The sequence below is a fragment of the Paenarthrobacter sp. NCHU4564 genome, assembly GCF_052156435.1.
GTDB lineage: Bacteria > Actinomycetota > Actinomycetes > Actinomycetales > Micrococcaceae > Arthrobacter.
The window spans coordinates 324,067-343,984 of the sequence record NZ_JBQLIS010000001.1; the positions used below are offsets into that span (position 1 = coordinate 324,067).

At 62.8% G+C, this 19,918-nt stretch carries 13 protein-coding genes and 1 tRNA gene; 7 read left to right on the forward strand and 7 right to left on the reverse strand.

The window, feature by feature from the left end; genetic code table 11:
- The first annotated feature begins 22 nt into the window (after positions 1-22).
- Positions 23-958, forward strand: coding sequence for an amino acid ABC transporter permease (locus ACSVIE_RS01470; RefSeq protein ID WP_442422806.1), 936 nt, complete (start codon positions 23-25; stop codon positions 956-958).
- Positions 955-1,755 carry an amino acid ABC transporter ATP-binding protein gene (locus ACSVIE_RS01475; protein ID WP_442422807.1) on the forward strand — a complete coding sequence of 267 codons (801 nt, stop codon included), beginning with the start codon at positions 955-957 and terminating at the stop codon, positions 1,753-1,755. Before ACSVIE_RS01470 ends, ACSVIE_RS01475 begins: the two co-directional genes overlap by 4 nt.
- Before the next feature lie 253 nt (positions 1,756-2,008).
- Here ACSVIE_RS01475 and ACSVIE_RS01480 read toward each other — a convergent pair whose 3' ends face one another.
- Both ACSVIE_RS01480 and ACSVIE_RS01485 read right to left on the reverse strand, forming a co-directional pair.
- Entirely contained in the window at positions 2,009-2,218 is a 210-nt protein-coding gene (locus tag ACSVIE_RS01480; RefSeq protein WP_442422808.1) for a hypothetical protein, read from the reverse strand.
- Between the two features lie 302 nt (positions 2,219-2,520).
- Complete coding sequence (locus ACSVIE_RS01485) at positions 2,521-3,315, reverse strand: IclR family transcriptional regulator (RefSeq protein ID WP_442422809.1); 795 nt, start codon at positions 3,313-3,315, stop codon at positions 2,521-2,523.
- A 248-nt stretch (positions 3,316-3,563) separates the two neighbouring features.
- On the opposite strand from ACSVIE_RS01485, the gene ACSVIE_RS01490 reads away from it, so the two are divergent.
- From ACSVIE_RS01490 to ACSVIE_RS01505, 4 genes are all read left to right on the forward strand, one after another.
- Complete coding sequence (locus ACSVIE_RS01490; protein WP_442422810.1) at positions 3,564-5,075, forward strand: purine-cytosine permease family protein; 1,512 nt, start codon at positions 3,564-3,566, stop codon at positions 5,073-5,075.
- Between the two features lie 2 nt (positions 5,076-5,077).
- On the forward strand, positions 5,078-5,953 hold the full coding sequence (locus ACSVIE_RS01495; protein WP_442422811.1) for an alpha/beta fold hydrolase: 876 nt from the start codon (positions 5,078-5,080) through the stop codon (positions 5,951-5,953).
- A 394-nt stretch (positions 5,954-6,347) separates the two neighbouring features.
- Complete coding sequence (locus ACSVIE_RS01500) at positions 6,348-7,472, forward strand: flavin reductase (protein WP_442422812.1); 1,125 nt, start codon at positions 6,348-6,350, stop codon at positions 7,470-7,472.
- A 47-nt stretch (positions 7,473-7,519) separates the two neighbouring features.
- Entirely contained in the window at positions 7,520-8,896 is a 1,377-nt protein-coding gene (locus ACSVIE_RS01505) for an LLM class flavin-dependent oxidoreductase (protein ID WP_442422813.1), read from the forward strand.
- Positions 8,897-9,844: 948 nt separating this feature from the next.
- Here the strand turns inward: ACSVIE_RS01505 and ACSVIE_RS01510 are convergent.
- Positions 9,845-9,926 (reverse strand) — tRNA-Leu (locus ACSVIE_RS01510).
- 186 nt (positions 9,927-10,112) lie between these two features.
- On the opposite strand from ACSVIE_RS01510, the gene ACSVIE_RS01515 reads away from it, so the two are divergent.
- The gene (locus tag ACSVIE_RS01515) at positions 10,113-10,718 is read left to right on the forward strand and encodes an ANTAR domain-containing response regulator (RefSeq protein WP_426007187.1); all 606 of its coding nucleotides are present in this window, start codon (positions 10,113-10,115) and stop codon (positions 10,716-10,718) included.
- 170 nt (positions 10,719-10,888) lie between these two features.
- On the opposite strand, the gene pyk is transcribed toward ACSVIE_RS01515, so the two are convergent.
- From pyk to lgt, 4 genes are all read right to left on the reverse strand, one after another.
- A complete protein-coding gene (gene pyk / locus ACSVIE_RS01520) occupies positions 10,889-12,382 on the reverse strand; it encodes a pyruvate kinase (protein ID WP_426007186.1) in 1,494 nt (497 codons plus the stop codon).
- Between the two features lie 55 nt (positions 12,383-12,437).
- Positions 12,438-13,895 (reverse strand): glutamate synthase subunit beta, encoded by a 1,458-nt coding sequence (locus ACSVIE_RS01525; protein WP_426007185.1) that lies wholly within the window; start codon positions 13,893-13,895, stop codon positions 12,438-12,440.
- Complete coding sequence (gene gltB / locus ACSVIE_RS01530) at positions 13,888-18,501, reverse strand: glutamate synthase large subunit (protein ID WP_442422814.1); 4,614 nt, start codon at positions 18,499-18,501, stop codon at positions 13,888-13,890. The genes ACSVIE_RS01525 and gltB overlap by 8 nt, the downstream gene beginning before the upstream one ends.
- 261 nt (positions 18,502-18,762) lie before the next feature.
- Positions 18,763-19,917 (reverse strand): prolipoprotein diacylglyceryl transferase, encoded by a 1,155-nt coding sequence (lgt, locus tag ACSVIE_RS01535; RefSeq protein ID WP_426007183.1) that lies wholly within the window; start codon positions 19,915-19,917, stop codon positions 18,763-18,765.
- Between the last annotated feature and the right edge of the window lies 1 nt (position 19,918).

The window sequence follows — 19,918 nt, forward strand, 5'->3', positions numbered from 1 at the left end:
TGGCAGACAAAAGGGAAAATCAATGGCTACAACAACTATGGTGGAAAAGCCTCGTAAGGCTCCTGATGAGTACACCACAGTCAAGGCAAAGTACCTCGGGCGCTGGATCTCGGGAGCTATTATCCTGGTTCTCGCGGCCTTGGCGCTGCAGTCAGTAGTGACCAATCCCCGGTTCGGGTGGGAAACGGTCGGGAAGTACATCCGTGATGTCTCGATCGTCAATGGCATTGCCGTCACTCTTATGCTCACGGCAGTTTCCATGGTGATAGGTATCGCCCTGGGTGTCCTGATGGCCGTGATGAGGCTCTCCGGCAACCCGGTTGTCCGGGCCGCGGCCTCGGCCTACGTAAACTTTTTCCGCGGTACTCCGGTGTTGGTTCAATTGCTGTTCTGGTACAACCTCGCGGCGCTCTATCCAGTCATCAGCCTGGGCATCCCCGGGGTGGCACTTGATGCCAACCAGTTCATCACCCCGATCACGGCAGCAATACTCGGACTTGGACTGAACCAGGGAGCGTACATGTCCGAAATTGTCCGCGCAGGAATTCTTTCCGTAGACACCGGCCAGGCTGAAGCCGCCGGCGCCCTGGGAATCAGCCGATTCCGCACCATGCAACGCATCATCCTGCCGCAAGCCATGAAGGTCATCATTCCACCGACAGGCAATGAAACGATCGGGATGCTCAAGACCACGTCGCTGGTGTCCGTGATCTCGGTGCCCGAGCTCCTGTACTCCTCGCAAATCATCTATGCCAGGACCTTCGAGACCATCCCGCTGCTGATGGTGGCCAGCATCTGGTACATCATCATCACCTCCATCCTGAGCGTCGGCCAGTATTACCTCGAACGGCGCTATTCCAAGGGCAATCACCGTAACCTCCCCCCGACACCGTGGCAAACCATTGCCCGGTTCTTCAGCACCCACCACCGGCTGACGCGAAAAGGCGCTACACAATGACCATCACCGCAGCTCCAGACGTAACAAGCACCCACACCGGCACCATGGTCAAAGCCGAGCAGGTCGACAAACATTATGGGCCGCTCCACGTCCTGAAAGGAATCGACCTCGAGATCAACGCGGGCGAAGTCGTCTGCCTGATCGGCCCCTCCGGCTCAGGCAAAAGCACTCTGCTTCGCTGCATCAACCACCTGGAACGAATCGATGGCGGCCGCATGTGGGTGGACGGGAAAGTTGTTGGGTACAACATCAAGGGCTCAAAGCTTCATGAGCAAAAGGACGCAGAAATCCGGCGCAGCCGCGCGGACATCGGCATGGTCTTCCAGCACTTCAACCTTTTCCCGCACATGACCGTGCTGGAGAACCTCACAGAAGCTCCCCTGCAGGTTCTCAAACAGAAAAAAGCCGACGTCACACCACGGGCACTGGAGTTACTCGAACGGGTAGGCCTCGCGAGCAAAGCCGGCGCCTACCCACGCCAACTCTCCGGAGGCCAGCAACAACGCGTGGCCATCGCCAGGGCCCTGTGCATGGAACCCAAACTCATGCTCTTCGACGAGCCCACCTCCGCACTGGACCCCGAACTAGTGGGCGAAGTCCTTAAAGTCATGAAAGACCTCGCACAATCCGGCATGACCATGGTGGTAGTCACCCACGAAATGAACTTCGCCCGCGACGTCGCCGACCGCGTCGTCTTCATGGCAGACGGCACCATCATCGAACAAGGACCAGCACAGCAAATCATCGGCAACCCGCAGAATGAACGCACCAAGTCGTTCATCAACTCCGTCCTCTAGATGGTGCGCGCCCCTGCGACACAAGGAAAGGGTGACCACCCGTTTCTTGTTTAGCAGCCGCGGGCGCTGGTCGGTTGTCCAGCGCCCGCGCCTGGGCCCGCTTCTGGGCCCGCTTTTGGTAGCGATGTCGATTCGTTAGCATCCCCTTTGCAACCGGGAGAATCCGAAAGCACACGGCCGGGAGGTTCGTAATGCCTCGCGTGCCGGGATACTGGTGCCGTATCCACCTAGCTCAACGGGTGCCTCCACGCAATCATCGACCACCGCCAATCTCCGCGGCGCCATCGACTTCCAGCGGCCAACTGCGGGTGTTGCGACAACCCTGCATGTCCCTCTGCTCGGCGTCGGCTGTAACGGCAGTGTCCAGCGCCACCGTAACGGCATCAGTGGTCATACCGCAGAGCACAGCGTCGATGACCGCAAGCAGCTCATCGCCATAGGTGACTCGAAGACTGTTGCTCAAGAAACGGGGATCTTTGCGAGTTCGGAACTACACAGCACCTAATCGCAAAAGGTTGCCCATTCCCGCTCGATCTGAATCACCAGAAAACGGGGCCTTCCCCACCCACCTTTTCTGGCCTGTAACGTGATCCGGTGACGCTCAGCAGACTGTACTCACACTGGTGCGGAGGTCGTAAGCCTTCTCTTGTTCGTGTAATGCCCCGCGCCCATAGACGGAAATGGAGACGTGGCTGAGCTTCGGATTCAGGCCAGGGCATCATCCGGCCCGTACCCAAGTCGTTCCACCGCACCGCCCCGCTGGGCTCAGTCGGTCAGTTCTCGGGCGCCGCGTTCGAGTACGGCTAAGGACTTGGCCTGTAGTTCAGGCGTGAAGCGGGCTGTGGGTAGATATATGGCCAGCATGGCAACAAGCTGTCCCTCGTTCCGGACAGGATAACCGAGGCCAGCAAGTCCTTCTTCGAGCTCGTCCACCACCACCACGTACCCGCGCTTGCGGATGTCTGCGATGACTTGGCTGAGCAGCGCCCGGTCCGCTGTGGTTCCTGAGGTGTGATGGACAAGGTCCATCCGGCTAATGATCTTGTCGGATTCCGCCTCGGGTAGCTCGGCTAGTAGAAGCCGGACGAAGCCAGAGGCTGAAGAGCTGATCGTTTCACCGGCCCACGGATCGAAGACGCCGACAAGTTTTCGCCCTCGGACTTCGTCGATGACCCGTGCAGTTGCCGGGCCGGTGGGTACGGCCAGCATCGAGGTCTCGCCGATCTCGGCGGTGATCCTCTCGAGTACGTCACGGCTGCGTTCCTGCAGGCCTGCAAGAGGCGCGACGGCGTTGGTGAGCCGCATGATCGTAGGTCCAAGCACCCATTTGCGGTGATTGCCAGGCCGGGAGACAGCGCCTGCGTCAAAGAGCGAGGCAAGCAGCCGGGACACGGTAGAGCGCGGGAGATCCGAAGCGCCGCAAAGTTCCGCTATAGAGGCACCTTGGGGGTGCCGCGCGAGCAGCTCGAGCAAGTCAAAGGCACGCCGCAGGGACTCATTGCGGCCGGTCCCTGGCAGCAGGGGATTTGCCACCGTCGTACTGCCGTTCGCACCCGTCATCAGTTCGACCCCTCGTAAAGAATTTGCACTGTTCCGAGCATAGTCGATCCATATTCGACCTAATAGTGGTTGCTTTACAACCGCTAAGCGGTCATTATGATTATGAGTTGAATCACATTCCAAGCTTTCAGCAGGTCCGCCACCAAAGTGGCCAGCCTCCCCATACGACACCCGACGGGGCCGACCGCAGTTCGTCCCCTATCCCCTCGCAGCGAAGCTGGGGATCATTAGATCGAGGAGCAAACTCAATGCAACAGGAAACCGGCCCTTCGTCTTCCGCCGAGCCCACTTCCAGGCTCGTCGAGAAACGCGCCATCGAATACATCCCGCTCCGGGAGCGCCACGGCAAGGCGTGGCACGTCACGCCCGTGTGGATAGCCTGCTCAGCAAACCTGACAGGCCTGGCCATCGGCGGGATCGGCATCGCCAGCGGACTCAATCTCGGCTGGTCGCTGCTCGCGATCATCGTCGGCGGCTTCGTCGGAACCTTCTTCGCCGCATTCCACGGCACCCAGGGTCCCCAGCTTGGTATTCCCCAGATGATCCAGTCCCGACCCCAGTACGGCTACGTGGGCGCTGTGCTTATCTACATCGTCGCGGTGCTGGCATACCTGGGCATCAGCATGTTCGCGATCCTACTCATGGGTCAGGCACTGGGAACACTCCTGGGAATCAGTCCGGAGGTCGGCATGGTGGTGATGACGGCATTGGCCACCGGGCTGGCGATCGCCGGCTACGACCTAGTTCACAAGTTTTCCCGCTGGTCGACCATCGCCTTTGTCGTGGCGCTCCCGTTGCTCGCAATCGCCACGCCGTTTGTCACCAACCTCTCCACCGGAAGCGCGGCGTTGAGCTCGGACGGATTCAATGGGACCGCCTTCATGATGGAAGCCAGCGCGATGGCGGTGGGCACCCTCTCTTGGGCTCCGTACGTCTCGGACTACACCCGTTACCTTCCCCGCATGAGTACGAAGGCCGCTTTCTTCGGCACGTACCTAGGTATGTCCATCACAGGAATCGTTGTCGCGAGCGTCGGGGCCCTTCTGGCCGCAGGTCTGCCCGGGGTTGATCTCGGGCAGGCACTGGTCACGGTCGGCAATGGGGTCTTCAATGGCCTCGGCAGCATCCTGCTGATCATCACCCTCGTCGGCACCGCTGTCCTTGTCTGCATGAACACTTACGGCGGCGCGCTGACCGTGATGAGCATCGCCGACTCCGTCAGGCCCAGCAAGCCCCGTCCGATCGTGCGCCCAATTGTTGCCACCGCCTTCGGCGCTACTTCACTGATCCTGGCGCTCCAAGCCACGGGAGCGTTCGCGGCAAACTTCTACAACTTCCTGACGATCCTGTTCTACGCCCTCGCCCCTTGGACGGCGACCAACCTCGTCGATTATTTCTTTGTCCGGCGCGGACACTACTCCATCCGCGAAATCTTCAATCCGCGAGGGATGTACGGGCGTTGGAACTGGCGAGGCTACACCGCGTACGGCGTGTCCTTGCTGGCCATGGCTCCGTTCGCCCTTACTGCCTGGTGGTCGGGACCTATCGGCAGCATGCTCGGATTCGACATCGCTCCGTTCGTAGGTATGGCCGTGTCGGGCCTCGTCTACCTCGGCCTCGCGCGCAGCCTCGACCTCGAGGGAGAGCGCCGGAAGATTATCCAGGCAGACACCGGCCTCGAGGACTGGGCCGAGACGAGAACGCACAACACGGCGGAAAATACAGGTCTGGCTTTGGTCATCAAGAAGGAAGGCATCTGACCGTGGAATCCATCAAGCTACGCTCCCTTCAAACCGGCTATGACGTCGCTGGCAGCGGACCTACGATCATCTGGGTCTCCGGCGGGGGCGGAGCAGCTGCGGACTGGGCCGACTACCTCACTGCCTTCTCCGACTGTTACCGATCAATCGCCTTCGACAACCGGGGAACGTCCGGCACATCCTGCACGCAGCCGCTCCCGTGGACAATCGCGGACATGGCCTGCGACACGGCCGAGCTTATCGAGGAGCTCTCAGACGAGCCCGTGGTCGTGGTCGGCCACTCCATGGGAGCGATGATCATGCTCCAACTCGCGACCGACCGGCCCGATCTGGTCCGGCTCGGCATCTCGCTCGCGGGCGCCGCTCGGGGCGATCAGGGATGGGTCGGGGACTACATGAGGGCGGAGATCGAACTACGCCAACGGGGCCAGCACCTCGACCCCGCGTTCTCGGCGGTGCACTACGCCGCCATGATGTATCCGGCGAAAGTGCTGCAGGACCAGCAGATGTGGAATGCTATTCGCCAGAGCCTGGGGTCCGAAGCGGTCGCCCAAAACACCGAGGACACAGTCATCGCGCAATGGCAGCCGTGCGTGGAATTCAACCTGGCCGCCAAGCTGCCATCGGTGACAGTGCCACTGGAGGTCGTGTGCTTCTCTGAGGATGTGTGCTCACCTCCGGCGTACAGCGCCCAGATTGCCGTACTCGCCCCGAACGCCAGACTCCACGAACTGGAGGGAATGGGGCATGGATCGCTGTTCGGCCACCGCCCGGACGAGGTCGCCGCGTTCATCCGAACCCTCATCGACGAGCACTTTGCCGGCACGCACCATCAGCCCTCTGTAGATAAGCAGTCTTCCTCCCGGCTCGCTTTCTAACCTTGCTCGCAGGCGGGCGGCGCCCTTGCGAGCCAATTCCTTAGCCGAGGACGTTGTGCCCGGGTTCCAAGCATCACGTCCTTGTAGTGTCCAGCTTCATCGTGCAACGGTCCCCTGCGTCCACGGCGGCAGGGACCCATCGAGATGCATTCACGAGACTCCGGCCCTTCAACGTGCGCCCGCATACCGTCTTTAGCGGCTGTTACCAACTCCAAATCGACCACAATATGGTTGAACTTAAACCGATATACGGTCACAATTAGGATGAGCTGCATCCTGGCAGGACGCGGTGACCCGCCACGACAGATCCTTGGCTGGTCACCTCATACGCCACTAGTCCCTTGACCGCGACGACTCCGATGTACCCGAATGGGTCGGAAAGCAGAACCTGAAAATGAATCAGAACCAAGCCGTCCAAGGCACGAGCCCCGCCAACCCCCAGTGGTTCCGCCAAGTCATGGGCCGGTACCCGACCGGAGTCGCCCTGATCTCTTCCACGGAAAACGACGGCACGCCGATTGGGATGGTCGTGGGCACCTTCACCTCTGTCTCACTCGACCCACCACTGGTCGCGTTCCTCCCTGCCCGCACCTCCACGTCGTGGCCCCGAATCCGCGCAACGGGTCGATTCGCCGTCAACATCCTGGGCGCTGGACAGGAAGACGTGTGCCGGGCGTTCAGCAGCAAGACGGGCAGCAAGTACGAAAACATCCCGTGGCACCCGTCCGCTTCAGGCGCGCCCTTCCTCGAACAGGCCGTGGCCTGGCTCGACTGCACCATAGAGTCCGTCATGGACGCCGGCGACCATGAGATCGTCCTGGGCCGTGTCGAGGCCATGGATATCGCCTCCCTCGACCTGCCTCTGCTGTTCTTCCAAGGCGGCTACGGACGATTTACACCGCACTCGATGGCGGTAGCGGGTCCAAACCTTGGCCGCGAACTCGCCCTCGTTGACAGCGCCCGCCCAGACATGGAAACCCTCGCGGGAAGGCTCGGATGCGATTGTCTCGCCGGAGCCCGGTCTGGGGAGGAATTCGTCATACTGGCCAGCGCCGGCCCCGGAAAGACCCAATGGATCTCCTCGGCCGTCGGCCAGCGCGTCCCGGCCGCTGCACCATTCGGCCGCACTGCCATGGCCTGGGCCCACGACGCGGACATCGAACGCTGGATCGCCACCTCCGATACGCTCACCCGAACGGAGGCCTACGCCATGCTCGACCGGATCCGGGCCAGAGGCTACTCCGTCAGCGTCGGCACGAGCGAGTTCGGCACAGCAGCTCCTTCAAGCGCCGTACGCGACGCCATGGATCCAGGGTCTGAGGCCCTCGGCGAGCGCGCCGAGGAGAAGGTCCATTCCATCTCGGCCCCCGTATTCGGCCCCGACGGGACCGCAGCCCTCGTCCTCTCGCTCTACGGACTCCCGCCGGAGCTCGACGCCGGCGGGGTAGAGCGGTGCGCCGCCGAGTTACTGGCGGCCACCCGACAGATCTCCGACGCCGCCGCTTACCAGACGCTCTGAACCACACGCCGAAACATTCACTGCACCGACTCCAGAACGGAAACATCATGGACACCAACAGCACTGCCGGCCGCCAGATGGTCCTTGGACTTCTGCTCTCGCCAGCCAGCTCACACATCGCCGGATGGCGCCACCCCGACGCGATCTCCAACGCAGGCTGGGACTTCTCCGACGTGCTTGGCGTCGCCCGCTCTGCCGAAAATGCCAAGCTCGACTTTGTCTTCCTCGCAGACGAACTATGCGCCCCCGAGGGCAACGCGCAAACGCTGAGCCGAGATCCCGTGGTCTACCGCTTCGAACCCCTCACCCTCTTGGCAGCCCTGTCCGTCAGCACAGACAGGATCGGGCTCGTCGCCACCCAGACCACAACGTATAACGAGCCATATCACATCGCCCGAAAGTTTGCCTCGCTGGACCACCTCAGCCACGGCCGGACCGGATGGAACCTCGTCACCTCATATGTTGAGGCCGAAGCCCGGAATTTCAGTAGCTCCGAACATCTGAAGAACGCCGACCGCTACGAGCGCGCGGAAGAGTTCTTCCGCGTGGCCGCTGGATTGTGGGACAGCTGGGACGACGACGCCTTTGTCCTGGACAAGAGCTCCGGCCGTTATTTCGACCCGGAGAAGATGCACGTACTAAACCATCACGGCAAGCACTTCTCGGTCCGGGGACCGCTGAACGTACTCCGTCCTCCACAGGGCCGCCCCGTCCAAGTCCAAGCCGGCTCCTCCGAGGCCGGAAAGGAGCTCGCCGCACACTATGCCGAGGTGGTGTTCACCGCCCAGAACAGCCTCGAATCGGCCTTGGCCTTTACCCTCGACCTCAAGGACCGCACCGAAAAGGCCGGCCGACCACGGGACAGCATACGAGTCATCGCCGGAGTGCAGACCATCATCGGTGACACCATCGAAGACGCCCAAGCCAAGTACCGTCAGATGCAGGAGCTCATCCACCCCGAGGTAGGCCTGGCCAGGCTCTCGCAACTCCTCAGCTTCGACGTGACCGCGCTCCCCCTGGATGAGCCACTCCCTGAGTACATACCCGAGACCGAGGCCTACAAGAGCCGCCAGCAACTCATCATCGACACCGCCAAAAGGGAGAACCTGACATTGCGCGAGCTCTATCGCCGAGTTGTAGGCGCCTACGGGCACCGCGTCGTCATCGGCACCCCCGACTCCGTCGCCGGAGAGCTTGCCGCCTGGTTCGAAGCGGGCGCCGTCGACGGCTACATCCTCTCGCCCGCGTACCTACCGGAGGGATTCGAGGAGTTCCAGAGCCGGGTCCTGCCTCTCCTCCAGGAACGAGGACTGTTTCGCTCTGAATACACCGGTACGACCTTCCGCGACCATCTCGGCCTTCCAAAGCCGGAACGCGACCAGGTCCAGGTCCAGCACCCGGCACAAACCGCAGCAGCAGTGTGATCCAGGGGGATCTTCCGAGTGTTGCGGCCAATCATGAGTACGCACGGGCCACACGCTCATCAGATTCCACCGCCTAATGGGGAGACTTTGCCGACTGTGTCCAGCGCGGTTGCCGAGGCTCTGGTCGAACGCGCAGGACAACTCTTCGGCCTGATGAGCAATGGCAAGGCCCACCTGACCGGCCGGGGGTTGCCATTCACCTCTGCCCGGCACAAAGCCGCAACCGCGGCCATGTCGGACGCCTACTATCGCGCCAACGGCAGAATATCCGCCCCTTCAACTACGGATGGGCGGGATTCACCAACCCGTCCATTTCGCATCCCGGAGCCCCGTCCGATTTCACACCATCACCGGCCTGGAGTAGCTGCTCGAAGCCCGTCGAGAAGAGCTCTGACCGGACCCACGCCATGTTCCGGAGGCACCAATGGGATCAGTCATCTAAGTCGGGCCCGCGTCCGGCTTGATTTCGCCGTGCGCCTGCGTTGACACGGCCAATGCCCATTTGATGGCACTCGGCCGACCGTGGCCGCCCAAGGAGGGAAGAGCCAATGGCCGCAAGTAGTCACGATAAAGAAGATTTAAGTGTGGACAATGTCCACACCCCCTTTGGCCTGACAAAGCAGCCACCATCAACGTCTTCTCACTCGAGGAACAACCCAAAGTCAAGCTCGTTGACCAAGGATCCAGACGTCATGTCGTGCCCAGTCCTCCTACGCATGAAGAGGTGTAGGACAACCAGGACCTACCGGACGAACCAGGAGAGGACCGCATAACCCAAGTTCAGAGCAAGCGGAGGGCCCACCAGCCACGACCCTGAAACCGCTCCCCCACTACCAAACAGGCGACCCGCGGCGCCAGGCACACCCCGCGGCCAGTATCAGAGGGACCTAACCAACCAGAATGTACACACGTTAAAGCAAAAACCCCCTCCGTAGAGGGGGTTTGCTGTGCCCGAGGTGGGACTCGAACCCACACACCTTTCGATACCGCATTTTGAGTGCGGCGCGTCTGCCAATTCCGCCACTCGGGCGCGGATTACCGGGAGATCAGGGGCTACATTTCTGTGACCAACGCGATCGTTCCCAGCACGCGAAACTACTCTACATGCAGATAGGCTGATTCGAAGAACCGGGCGCGCCGGGTGCAACAAAACCTGCGCAGGAGGCGTCCGCACTAAGATGGACATGAACCCGCCGAACCTTTTCAAGGAGATCCCGTGACCGAACAGACGGAGTCCACCCCCGCAGCCCAGCCGGCCCGACGCGTCGTCGTTGCCGAGGATGAAACCCTCATCCGCCTGGACATTATCGAGATCCTGAAGGGCGAAGGGTATGACGTCGTCGGCGAGGCCGACAACGGCGAGAAGGCAGTGGAACTGGCTGAGGAGCTCAAGCCGGACCTCGTGCTCATGGACGTGAAGATGCCCGTCATGGATGGCATCTCGGCAGCTGAGAAGATCGTCAAGGCCCGCATCGCCCCTGTTGTCCTGCTGACGGCCTTCAGCCAGAAGGAACTCGTGGAGCGTGCCCGCGACGCCGGCGCCATGGCGTACGTCGTCAAGCCCTTCACCCCGGCCGACCTCGTGCCGGCCATCGAGATCGCACTGTCCCGCCACGAGGAGATCAAGGCCCTCGAGAACGAGGTCTCGGACCTCCAGGAGCAGTTCGCCACCCGCAAGCTGGTGGAGCGCGCCAAGAGCCTCCTGACCACCAAGATGGGCCTCACCGAACCCGAGGCTTTCCGCTGGATCCAGAAGACCTCCATGGACCGCCGCCTCAGCATGCGCGAGGTCGCAGAGACCATCATCAACCAGGTCAACTAGCAGCAGCCAAAGGGCGGCAGTCCTCCACCAGGAGAACTGCCGCCCTTTAGCGTCCCCACAACAACCACGACGCCGGTCCTCGCCTTCAGCTCCCCGGCACCATCCGCCGTCGTGCTTTAAAGCCAAAGCGGGCCCCGCCAACCGGCAGGGCCCGCTTCAGTGAACAGGAATCAGTTCTTGTTCTTGGACTTCTTCTTCTCGGGCCAGGGGCCAACCTTTTCCTTGCGGGTGCTGCTGACCTTGGAGGTGTCGGCGAGGTCGCCCACCTTGTGGACCTTGAGCGAGTTCGTCGAACCCGCCTGTCCTGGAGGGGAACCGGCAGCGATGACCACGAGGTCGCCTTCATCCACGAGCTTCATGTCCAGCAGGCTGCGGTCAACCTGTGCGGTCATCTCGTCGGTGTGGCCCACCATGGAGACCAGCACGGGACGGATGCCCCAGGTGAGGGCGAGCTGGTTCCAGACGTGTTCCACCGGCGTGAAAGCGAAGACGGGCTTCACCGGACGGAGGCGGGACAGGCGTCGGGCAGAGTCACCGGACTGCGTGAACGTACAGATGTACTTGGCGTCCAGCTGGTCGGCGATCTCGACGGCGGCACGCGTGATGGCGCCACCGCGGGTCTTGGGCTTGGTCCCCAGCGGGGGGACGCGCTCCAGGCCGTGTTCCTCGGTGGATTCGATGATCCGTGCCATGGTCTTGACCGTCTCGATCGGGTACTGACCCACCGACGTTTCACCGGAAAGCATGACCGCGTCGGCACCGTCCAGGACTGCGTTGGCGCAGTCGGAAGCCTCGGCACGCGTCGGGCGCGGGTTGTCGATCATGGATTCCAGGACCTGCGTGGCCACGATGACCGGCTTGGCCCAACGGCGGGCCAGTTCGATGGCACGCTTCTGGACGATCGGCACCTCTTCGAGCGGCAGTTCAACACCGAGGTCGCCACGGGCAACCATGATCGCGTCGAACGCGTCAATGATCTCGTGGAGCTGGTCCACGGCCTGGGGCTTTTCGATCTTGGCGATCACCGGAACCCGGCGGCCTTCTTCGTCCATGATTTCGTGGACGCGCTTGATGTCGGAGGCGTCACGTACGAACGACAGCGCAACCAGGTCAACACCGCGCTTGAGGGCCCAACGGAGGTCGTCTTCATCCTTTTCGCTCAAGGCGGGGACGTTGACGGCAACACCGGGCAGGTTGATGCCCTTGTTGTTGGACACCTTGCCGCCAACGGTAACCGTTGCGACAACCTTGACGTCGTCAACCTCAGTGGCACGCATGGCCACCTTGCCGTCGTCGATCAGCAGTGTGTCGCCAACACGGACGTCCTCGGTGAGGCTCTTCAGTGTGGTGGAGCAGATGTCTTTGGTACCGGGAACGTCCTCGGTGGTGATGGTGAACGTGTCACCAACGGCAAGCTCGTGCGGACCATCCACAAAGCGGCCCAAGCGGATCTTGGGTCCCTGGAGGTCGGCCATGATGGCCACGGGCTTGCGAAGCTGGGCGGAAGCCTTGCGGACGTTTTCGTAGGTGTTGTCATGCACGGAGTAGTCACCGTGGCTCATGTTCATGCGCGCAACATCGACGCCGGCTTCCAGCACCGCGAGGGTGTTGTCGAAGCTGGAAATAGCCGGGCCGAACGTTGCCACAATTTTCGCGCGTCTCATATACCTACCCTAAGTAGTGTGCTGGTGTTTGAGTAAAGAAAAGGTCCTGCCCGCGCTATAAGACCGCGATCGCCCGGTCTGTGGGGGCGACCGGTGCCGGGAGGATTGTGCTTCCCATGAGGAACTTGTCCACCGCGGCCGCGCAGGCGCGGCCTTCCGCGATGGCCCACACAATCAGGGACTGGCCACGACCGGCGTCACCGGCGACGAACACACCCTCTGTGTTCGTCATGTAGTAGCCGTCGCGGGCCACGTTGCCCCGACCGTCAAACTCTGCACTTACTTGTTCCGTGATCCCGGCCGGCTCGGCTCCGGTGAAGCCCAGGCTGAGGAAGACGAGATCCGCGGGGATGACCCGCTCGGTTCCGGCCTTCGGCAGGCGCCTGCCCTCCACGAATTCCGTTTCAGCCACCTTGACGCCGGTGAGCTTGCCGTTCTCGCCGACGAACTCAACGGTGGATGCCAGGTAGGTGCGCTCTCCGCCTTCTTCGTGGGCGCTGGCGACCTCGAAAAGGGTGGGGAACGTCGGCCACGGCTGGTGTGCGGCGCGCTCCAGCGGAGGCTGCTTGCCGATCGCCAAAGTGGTCACGGATGCGGCCTGCTGGCGGTGCGCGGTACCGATGCAGTCCGCACCGGTGTCGCCGCCGCCGAGGATGACCACGTGCTTGCCACGGGCATCGATGTGGTTTTCGGGGCTCTCCCCTGCCACCACACGGTTCGACGGAACCAGGTAGTCCATGGCGAAGTGGACGCCGTCCAGGTCGCGGCCAGGGATGGGCAGGTCGCGCGGCAGCGTGGCACCGGTGGCCACTACGACGGCGTCGTAACGGCGGCGCAATTGCTCCCACGTGACGTCGGTACCCACTGCGACGCCGGTGCGGAAGCGCGTGCCTTCAGCTTTCATCTGCTCCAGGCGGCGGTCGACCTGTTCCTTCTCCATTTTGAAGTCAGGGATGCCGTAGCGGAGCAGTCCGCCGATTTTATCGTCGCGCTCGTACACGGCAACCGTGTGGCCAACGCGGGTCAACTGCTGGGCAGCAGCAAGGCCGGCGGGACCGGAACCAACCACGGCCACCGTCTTGCCTGTCAGGCGGGTCGGGGGCAGAGGCTGGACCCAGTTGTTGTCGAACGCTTCGTCAATGATGGAAACCTCAACCTGCTTGATGGTCACAGCAGGCTGGTTGATGCCCAGAACACAGGACGCTTCACAGGGAGCCGGGCACAGGCGGCCGGTCCACTCCGGGAAGTTGTTGGTGGCGTGGAGGCGCTCAATGGCCTCTTCACCCTTGTCCCGCCACATGAGGTCGTTCCACTCGGGAATGAGGTTGCCCAGCGGGCAGCCCTGGTGGCAGAACGGGATGCCGCAGTCCATGCAGCGGCCCGCCTGGCTCCTCAGGACACCCTTCTCCTGGGCTTCGTACACTTCCTTCCAGTCCATGATGCGGACCGGGACAGGACGGCGTGGCTGCGTCTCGCGCTGCCGGACTTTCAGAAATCCGCGTGGATCAGCCACCGGTTACCTCCAGGATTCGAGACCATACTTCTTCGCCATCGGGGTCGAGTCCCTCTTCGATGGCGTCGAGACGGGTTTGCAGGACTGCGGCGTAGTCGCGCGGCAGTACTTTGGTGATGCGGGCGGCAGTGTCGTCGAAGTTTTCGAGCAGACGGCCGGCCAGGACGGATTCGGTTTCCTCCACGTGCTTGGTGAGCAGGCCGTGAACGATGTCGCGGTCTTCGGCATCCAGTTCCAGGAGCTGGAGTTCGCCGGAGTCGAGGGCCTGCTTGTTGACGCGCTCAGGCTGCAGGTCAAGCACGTAGGCGGTTCCACCGGACATGCCGGCACCGAAGTTGCGGCCGGTGCGGCCGATGATCAGCGTCTGGCCACCGGTCATGTACTCGCAACCGTGGTCGCCGATACCTTCGACGACGGCCGTGGCACCGGAGTTGCGGACCAGGAAGCGTTCGCCGACCTGCCCGCGAAGGAACATTTCACCGCTGGTGGCACCGTAACCAATGACGTTGCCGGCAATGACGTTACGCTCCGCCTGGAAGACGTTGGTGCGGTCCGGGCGGACGATAATGCGTCCACCTGAGAGACCCTTGCCGACGTAGTCGTTGGAGTCGCCGAACATGCGCAGGGTGATGCCTGCGGGCAGGAAGGCGCCCAGGGACTGGCCGGCGGTGCCGTTGAGGGTGACATCGATCGTGTCGGTTGCCAGTACATCCGTGCCGAACGTCTTGGTCACCACATGGCCCAGCATCGTGCCCACGGAACGGTCGGTGTTGATGACGTCCAGGGTGATCTTGACCGGCATGCGGTCGCTGAGGGCTTCCTGGGCCATGGTGATCAGGCGCTGGTCGAAGTGCTTGTCCAGCTCATGGTTCTGGCCCACCATGTTGCGCAGCGGAACGTCGTCGTCGAACTCAAGGCCGTGGAGGATCGGATCGAGGTCCAGTCCTTCTGCCTTCCAGTGATCGATAGCCTCACGGGTATCCAGCACCTCTGAGTGTCCGATTGCCTCTTCAAGGCTGCGGAAACCGAGCTCGGCCAGGATTTCGCGGACTTCCTCGGCAAGGAATTCGAAGAAGTTGACCACGAACTCGGGCTTGCCGGTGAACCGGGCACGAAGCTCCGGGTTCTGCGTGGCAACGCCCACCGGGCAGGTGTCCAGGTGGCACACGCGCATCATGATGCAGCCTTCAACCACCAGCGGAGCAGTGGCGAAGCCGTATTCCTCGCCACCCAGCAGGGCAGCGATGACAACATCGCGTCCAGTCTTGAGCTGGCCGTCCACCTGAACCACAACACGGTCGCGGAGGCCGTTGAGCATCAGGGTCTGCTGGGTCTCGGCCAGGCCAAGTTCCCAGGGCACGCCCGCGTGCTTCAGCGAGTTCAGCGGCGAGGCGCCGGTACCGCCGTCGTGACCTGAGACAAGCACGACGTCGGCCTTCGCCTTGGTGACGCCGGACGCCACCGTGCCGATCCCGACTTCCGAAACGAGCTTCACATGTACCCGGGCCGAAGGGTTGGCGCGCTTGGCATCGTAGATGAGCTGCGCCAGGTCCTCGATCGAGTAGATGTCGTGGTGCGGGGGCGGGGAGATGAGCCCGACGCCAGGGGTTGAGTGGCGGGTGCGGGCTACCCAGGGGTAGACCTTCTGGGCCATGAGCTGGCCCCCTTCACCGGGCTTGGCGCCCTGTGCCATCTTGATCTGGATGTCGTCGGCGTTGGTCAGGTACAGGCTGGTGACACCAAAGCGGCCGGATGCGATCTGCTTGATGGCGGACCGGCGCTCGGGGTCAAGGAGACGCTCCACGTCTTCGCCGCCTTCGCCGGTGTTGGACTTGGCGCCCAGGCGGTTCATGGCGATGGCGAGTGTTTCGTGGGCTTCCTTGGAAATGGAGCCGTAGCTCATGGCACCCGTGGAGAAACGCTTGACGATGCTGGATACCGGCTCGACTTCCTCCAGCGGAACTGCCGGGCGGATGCCGTCCTTGAACTTGAGCAAACCACGAAGGGTCATCAGGTTCTGGGATTGGTCGTCAACGCCCTTGGTGTAGGACTTGAAGATGTCGTAGCGGCGTTCCCGGGTGGCGTGCTGCAGGCGGAACACCGTCTCCGGGTTGAAGAGGTGCGGTTCGCCGTCGCGGCGCCACTGGTACTCGCCGCCGCCAAGCAGCGGGCGGTGCGGGTGCTCGATGCCACCTTCCGGGTACGCCATCTGGTGGCGGGCGGAAACTTCGGCGGCGATAACGTCCAGGCCCACGCCGCCCAGCTGGGAATGCGTGCCCGAGAAGAATTCGTCAACGAGCTCCTGGGAAAGGCCCAGTGCCTCGAACGTCTGGGCACCCGTGTAGGAAGCCACCGTGGAGATGCCCATCTTGGACATGATCTTCAGGACGCCCTTGCCCAGGCCCTTGATGAGGTTGTAGACACCGTCTTCAGGGGTGACACCTGCGACGTCACCCTCTGCGATCAGCTGTTCCACCGATTCCATGGCAAGGTACGGGTTCACTGCCGAGGCGCCATAACCGATGAGTACTGCCACGTGGTGCGTCTCGCGGACGTCGCCGGCCTCGACCACCAGCGCGGTCTTGGTGCGGTTGGCGCTGCGGAGCAGGTGGTGATGGACGGCGCTGACCAGCAGGAGCGACGGAATGGGTGCCCACTGGGCGTTGGAGTCGCGGTCGGACAGCACGATGTACTGTACGCCGCGGTTGATGGCGCCGGAAACCTGCTCACAGATTTCCGTGAGGCGGGCACGCAGTGCTGCTTCGCCGCCCTCGGGGCGGTAAAGGCCGCGCACCTTCATGGCGATGCGGTCGCCGTCGGCGTTCTCGATGTTGGCGATCTTGGCGAGCTGGTCGTTGTTGATCACAGGGAAAGGCAACGAGATCTGCGGCTGGCGGACCTGCTTGCCGTCAAGGAGGTTGCCGTTGGGCCCGATGGCGCACTTCAGTGACGTGACCAGTTCCTCGCGGATGGCATCCAACGGCGGGTTGGTGACCTGCGCAAACGACTGCACGAAGTAGTCGAACAGCAGGCGGGGACGCTTGGAGAGCACGGCGACCGGAGTGTCGGAGCCCATGGCACCCAGCGGTTCTGCACCGGTACGGGCCATCGGTCCGATCAGGATCTTCAGTTCCTCCGTGGTGTAGCCGAAGGTCCGCTGCCGGATGTTCACCGAGGCAGCGGTGTGGACCACGTGCTCACGCTCGGGAAGCTCGTTGATGTCGATCAGGTTGTCCTTGAGCCATTCGGCCCACGGGTTGGCCGCTGCGACCTCGGCCTTTACCTCGGCGTCGTCGATGATGCGGCCGGCTTCGGTGTCCACCAGGAACATCTTGCCGGGGGCCACACGACCCTTCTTGACCACGTTGGACGGCTCAATTTCGATCACGCCAACTTCGGACGCGAAGACGATCAGGCCGTCTTCGGTGATCCAGTAGCGACCGGGGCGCAGGCCGTTGCGGTCCAGGGTGGCCCCGACGAGGTTGCCGTCGGTGAAGGACACAGCGGCAGGACCATCCCACGGTTCCATGAGCAGCGAGTGGTACTCATAGAACGCACGGCGTGCCGGATCCATGGTGGCATGGTTTTCCCAGGCCTCCGGGATCATCATCATGATGGAGTGCGTGATGGGGCGGCCGGAGAGCCACAGGAGTTCGGCAACTTCATCGAAGGACGCCGAGTCGGAAGCACCGGGGGTGCAGATCGGGTACAGCTCTTCCGGGGTGTCTCCCAGCAGCGGGCTCGCAAGCTGGGATTGGCGTGCGCGCATCCAGTTGCGGTTGCCTTTGACCGTGTTGATTTCACCGTTGTGCGCGATCGTGCGGAAAGGCTGGGCCAACGGCCAGGAGGGGAACGTGTTGGTGGAGAAACGCGAGTGGACGATCGCAAGCTTCGTCTTGAAGCGCTTGTCCGAAAGGTCCGGGTAGAACGGCTCCAGCTGGGCCGTGGTCAGCATGCCCTTGTACACGATGGTGCGGGAGGACAGGGACGGGAAGTAGACGCCGAACTTGTTCTGCGCGCGCTTGCGGATGCGCCAGGCGCGGGAATCGAGTTCGTTGCGCTCCAACTGCTCACCGGTGGCGGAGGCAAGGAACGGCTGGGAGAAGTACGGCATGCACGCACGGGCCATCGCGCCCACGAGGTCCGCAACCACCGGAACTTCGCGCCAGCCAAGGACCGTCAGGCCCTCATCCGCGGCGAGTGCCTCGATTCCGGCCTTGGCCGTGGAAGCCTCACGCGGCTCGGCGGGGAGGAAGGCGGTGCCTGCCACGTACTGTCCGGGGGCCGGCAGCTCAAATTCAGTGACTGCGCGGAAGAACTCATCCGGAATCTGCATCAGGAGGCCTGCGCCGTCACCGGTGCCCTCGTCGGCGCCAACTGCGCCGCGGTGTTCCAGGTTGCGGAGGGCGGTCAGCGCCGCTTCGACGATGTCGTATCCCGGTTCGCCGCGAAGCGTGGCAATGATAGCCAGGCCGCAGGCGTCCTTCTCCTTGTCCGGGGAGTAGAGTCCCTGTGCCTCCGGCAGCGCGGCGAAGCGCTTGAACGGAGACGTGGCGCCCTGAGGTTCGATGTTTTCGGACCAACCGGGGTTATGAAGATGGGTCATGGGAGACGTCCTTCCTCGTGATCGTGCGTATGGAAGGGACAACGTTGGCCCCACCTTGCCTGCCCTTGTGATGGGCACAACAAAGCGCTAGTTAGTGGAAATTGTAGGCCAGCCGATCATGCGCAACGAACAGTTACGCAGACCTCTGGCCCCGGCAAGACCGGTGAACATCGGTATGCTGCGATCCGGTTTCCGGGGTGCCACGACGCTGTGGACTGGGCCCTCCGAGCGGTGACTCTGTTGCCCCTTTACCTGCGGTGACTACTTGGTGTCGTCAACCGCCGGCGAGGATCCGGGGGCCTTCCTTGCGGCAGCCGCAGCAGAGTCAGATCCGGCGCTGGCCTGGGTGCCTTTGGCCGGATCCCCTGCTGCATCCTGCGGCTCGTCAACGTGGCCCGGATCGCTTTGGTTATCTGGGAGATTACCACGGGAACCACTATCCGAGACAGATGGGTCCGCATCATGACTGGTGACGCTGGTCACGGGAGAGGTTTCACCCGCGGCTGCAGCTTTGGGCTCGCGTCCTGGCAGATACGCGCTCTCCCGCTCATTTTTGCCGCCCCGGCCCAGCACGATGAAGAGGGCCAACGCAAGGAGGAACACGAGGATACTCGTCCAAACATTAAGCCGCGTGGTGATGCCGAAGAGGCTGATCTGCTCGGCGTCGTCTATCCTGAGCGCCTCGATCCAGACCCGGCCCAGGGTGTAGTACATCGCGTACAGCCAGAACAGCCGGCCACGGCGGAACGAGAACCTGCGGTCCAGCAGGAGGAGGATCGCCACGCCCAACAGGTTCCACAGGAACTCATAGAGGAATGTGGGGTGGAACAGCGTGTCTGCGGGCATGCCGGCCGGGAAATTGGCATTGGCCGGATCGATCTGCAGGCCCCACGGCAGGGTGGTGGGAGCGCCGAACAGCTCCTGGTTGAACCAGTTCCCCCACCGGCCGATCGCCTGGGCGAGGAGCAGCCCCGGGGCGGCGGCGTCCAGGAACGCAGTGAGCTTGACGCCTGCCCTGCGGCAGCCTATCCATGCGCCCACGGCACCCAGGAGCACCGCACCCCAGATGCCCAGGCCGCCACGCTGGATCTGGGGTATCAGCGACAGATCCCCCGTGCCGTCAAACCCCGGACCGAAGTATGCGTCCGGCGAAGAGAACACGTGGTAGAGACGGCCGCCGATGATGCCAAAGGGGATCGCCCAGATGGCGATGTCCCAGAGGCTGCCCTCGGGGGTCCCACGGCGCTTCCAGCGGGCGGACGTCAGCCACAGGCCGACCACGATGCCCGCCAGGATGCAGAGGGCGTATGCGTGGATACGCAACGTCCCCCACGGCAGTGGAATGTCGAAACCGGACCAGGTGGGGCTCGGAATGCTCAGGGGAACCATTGCCGCTGCGTGGAGGACGGTCTGCATG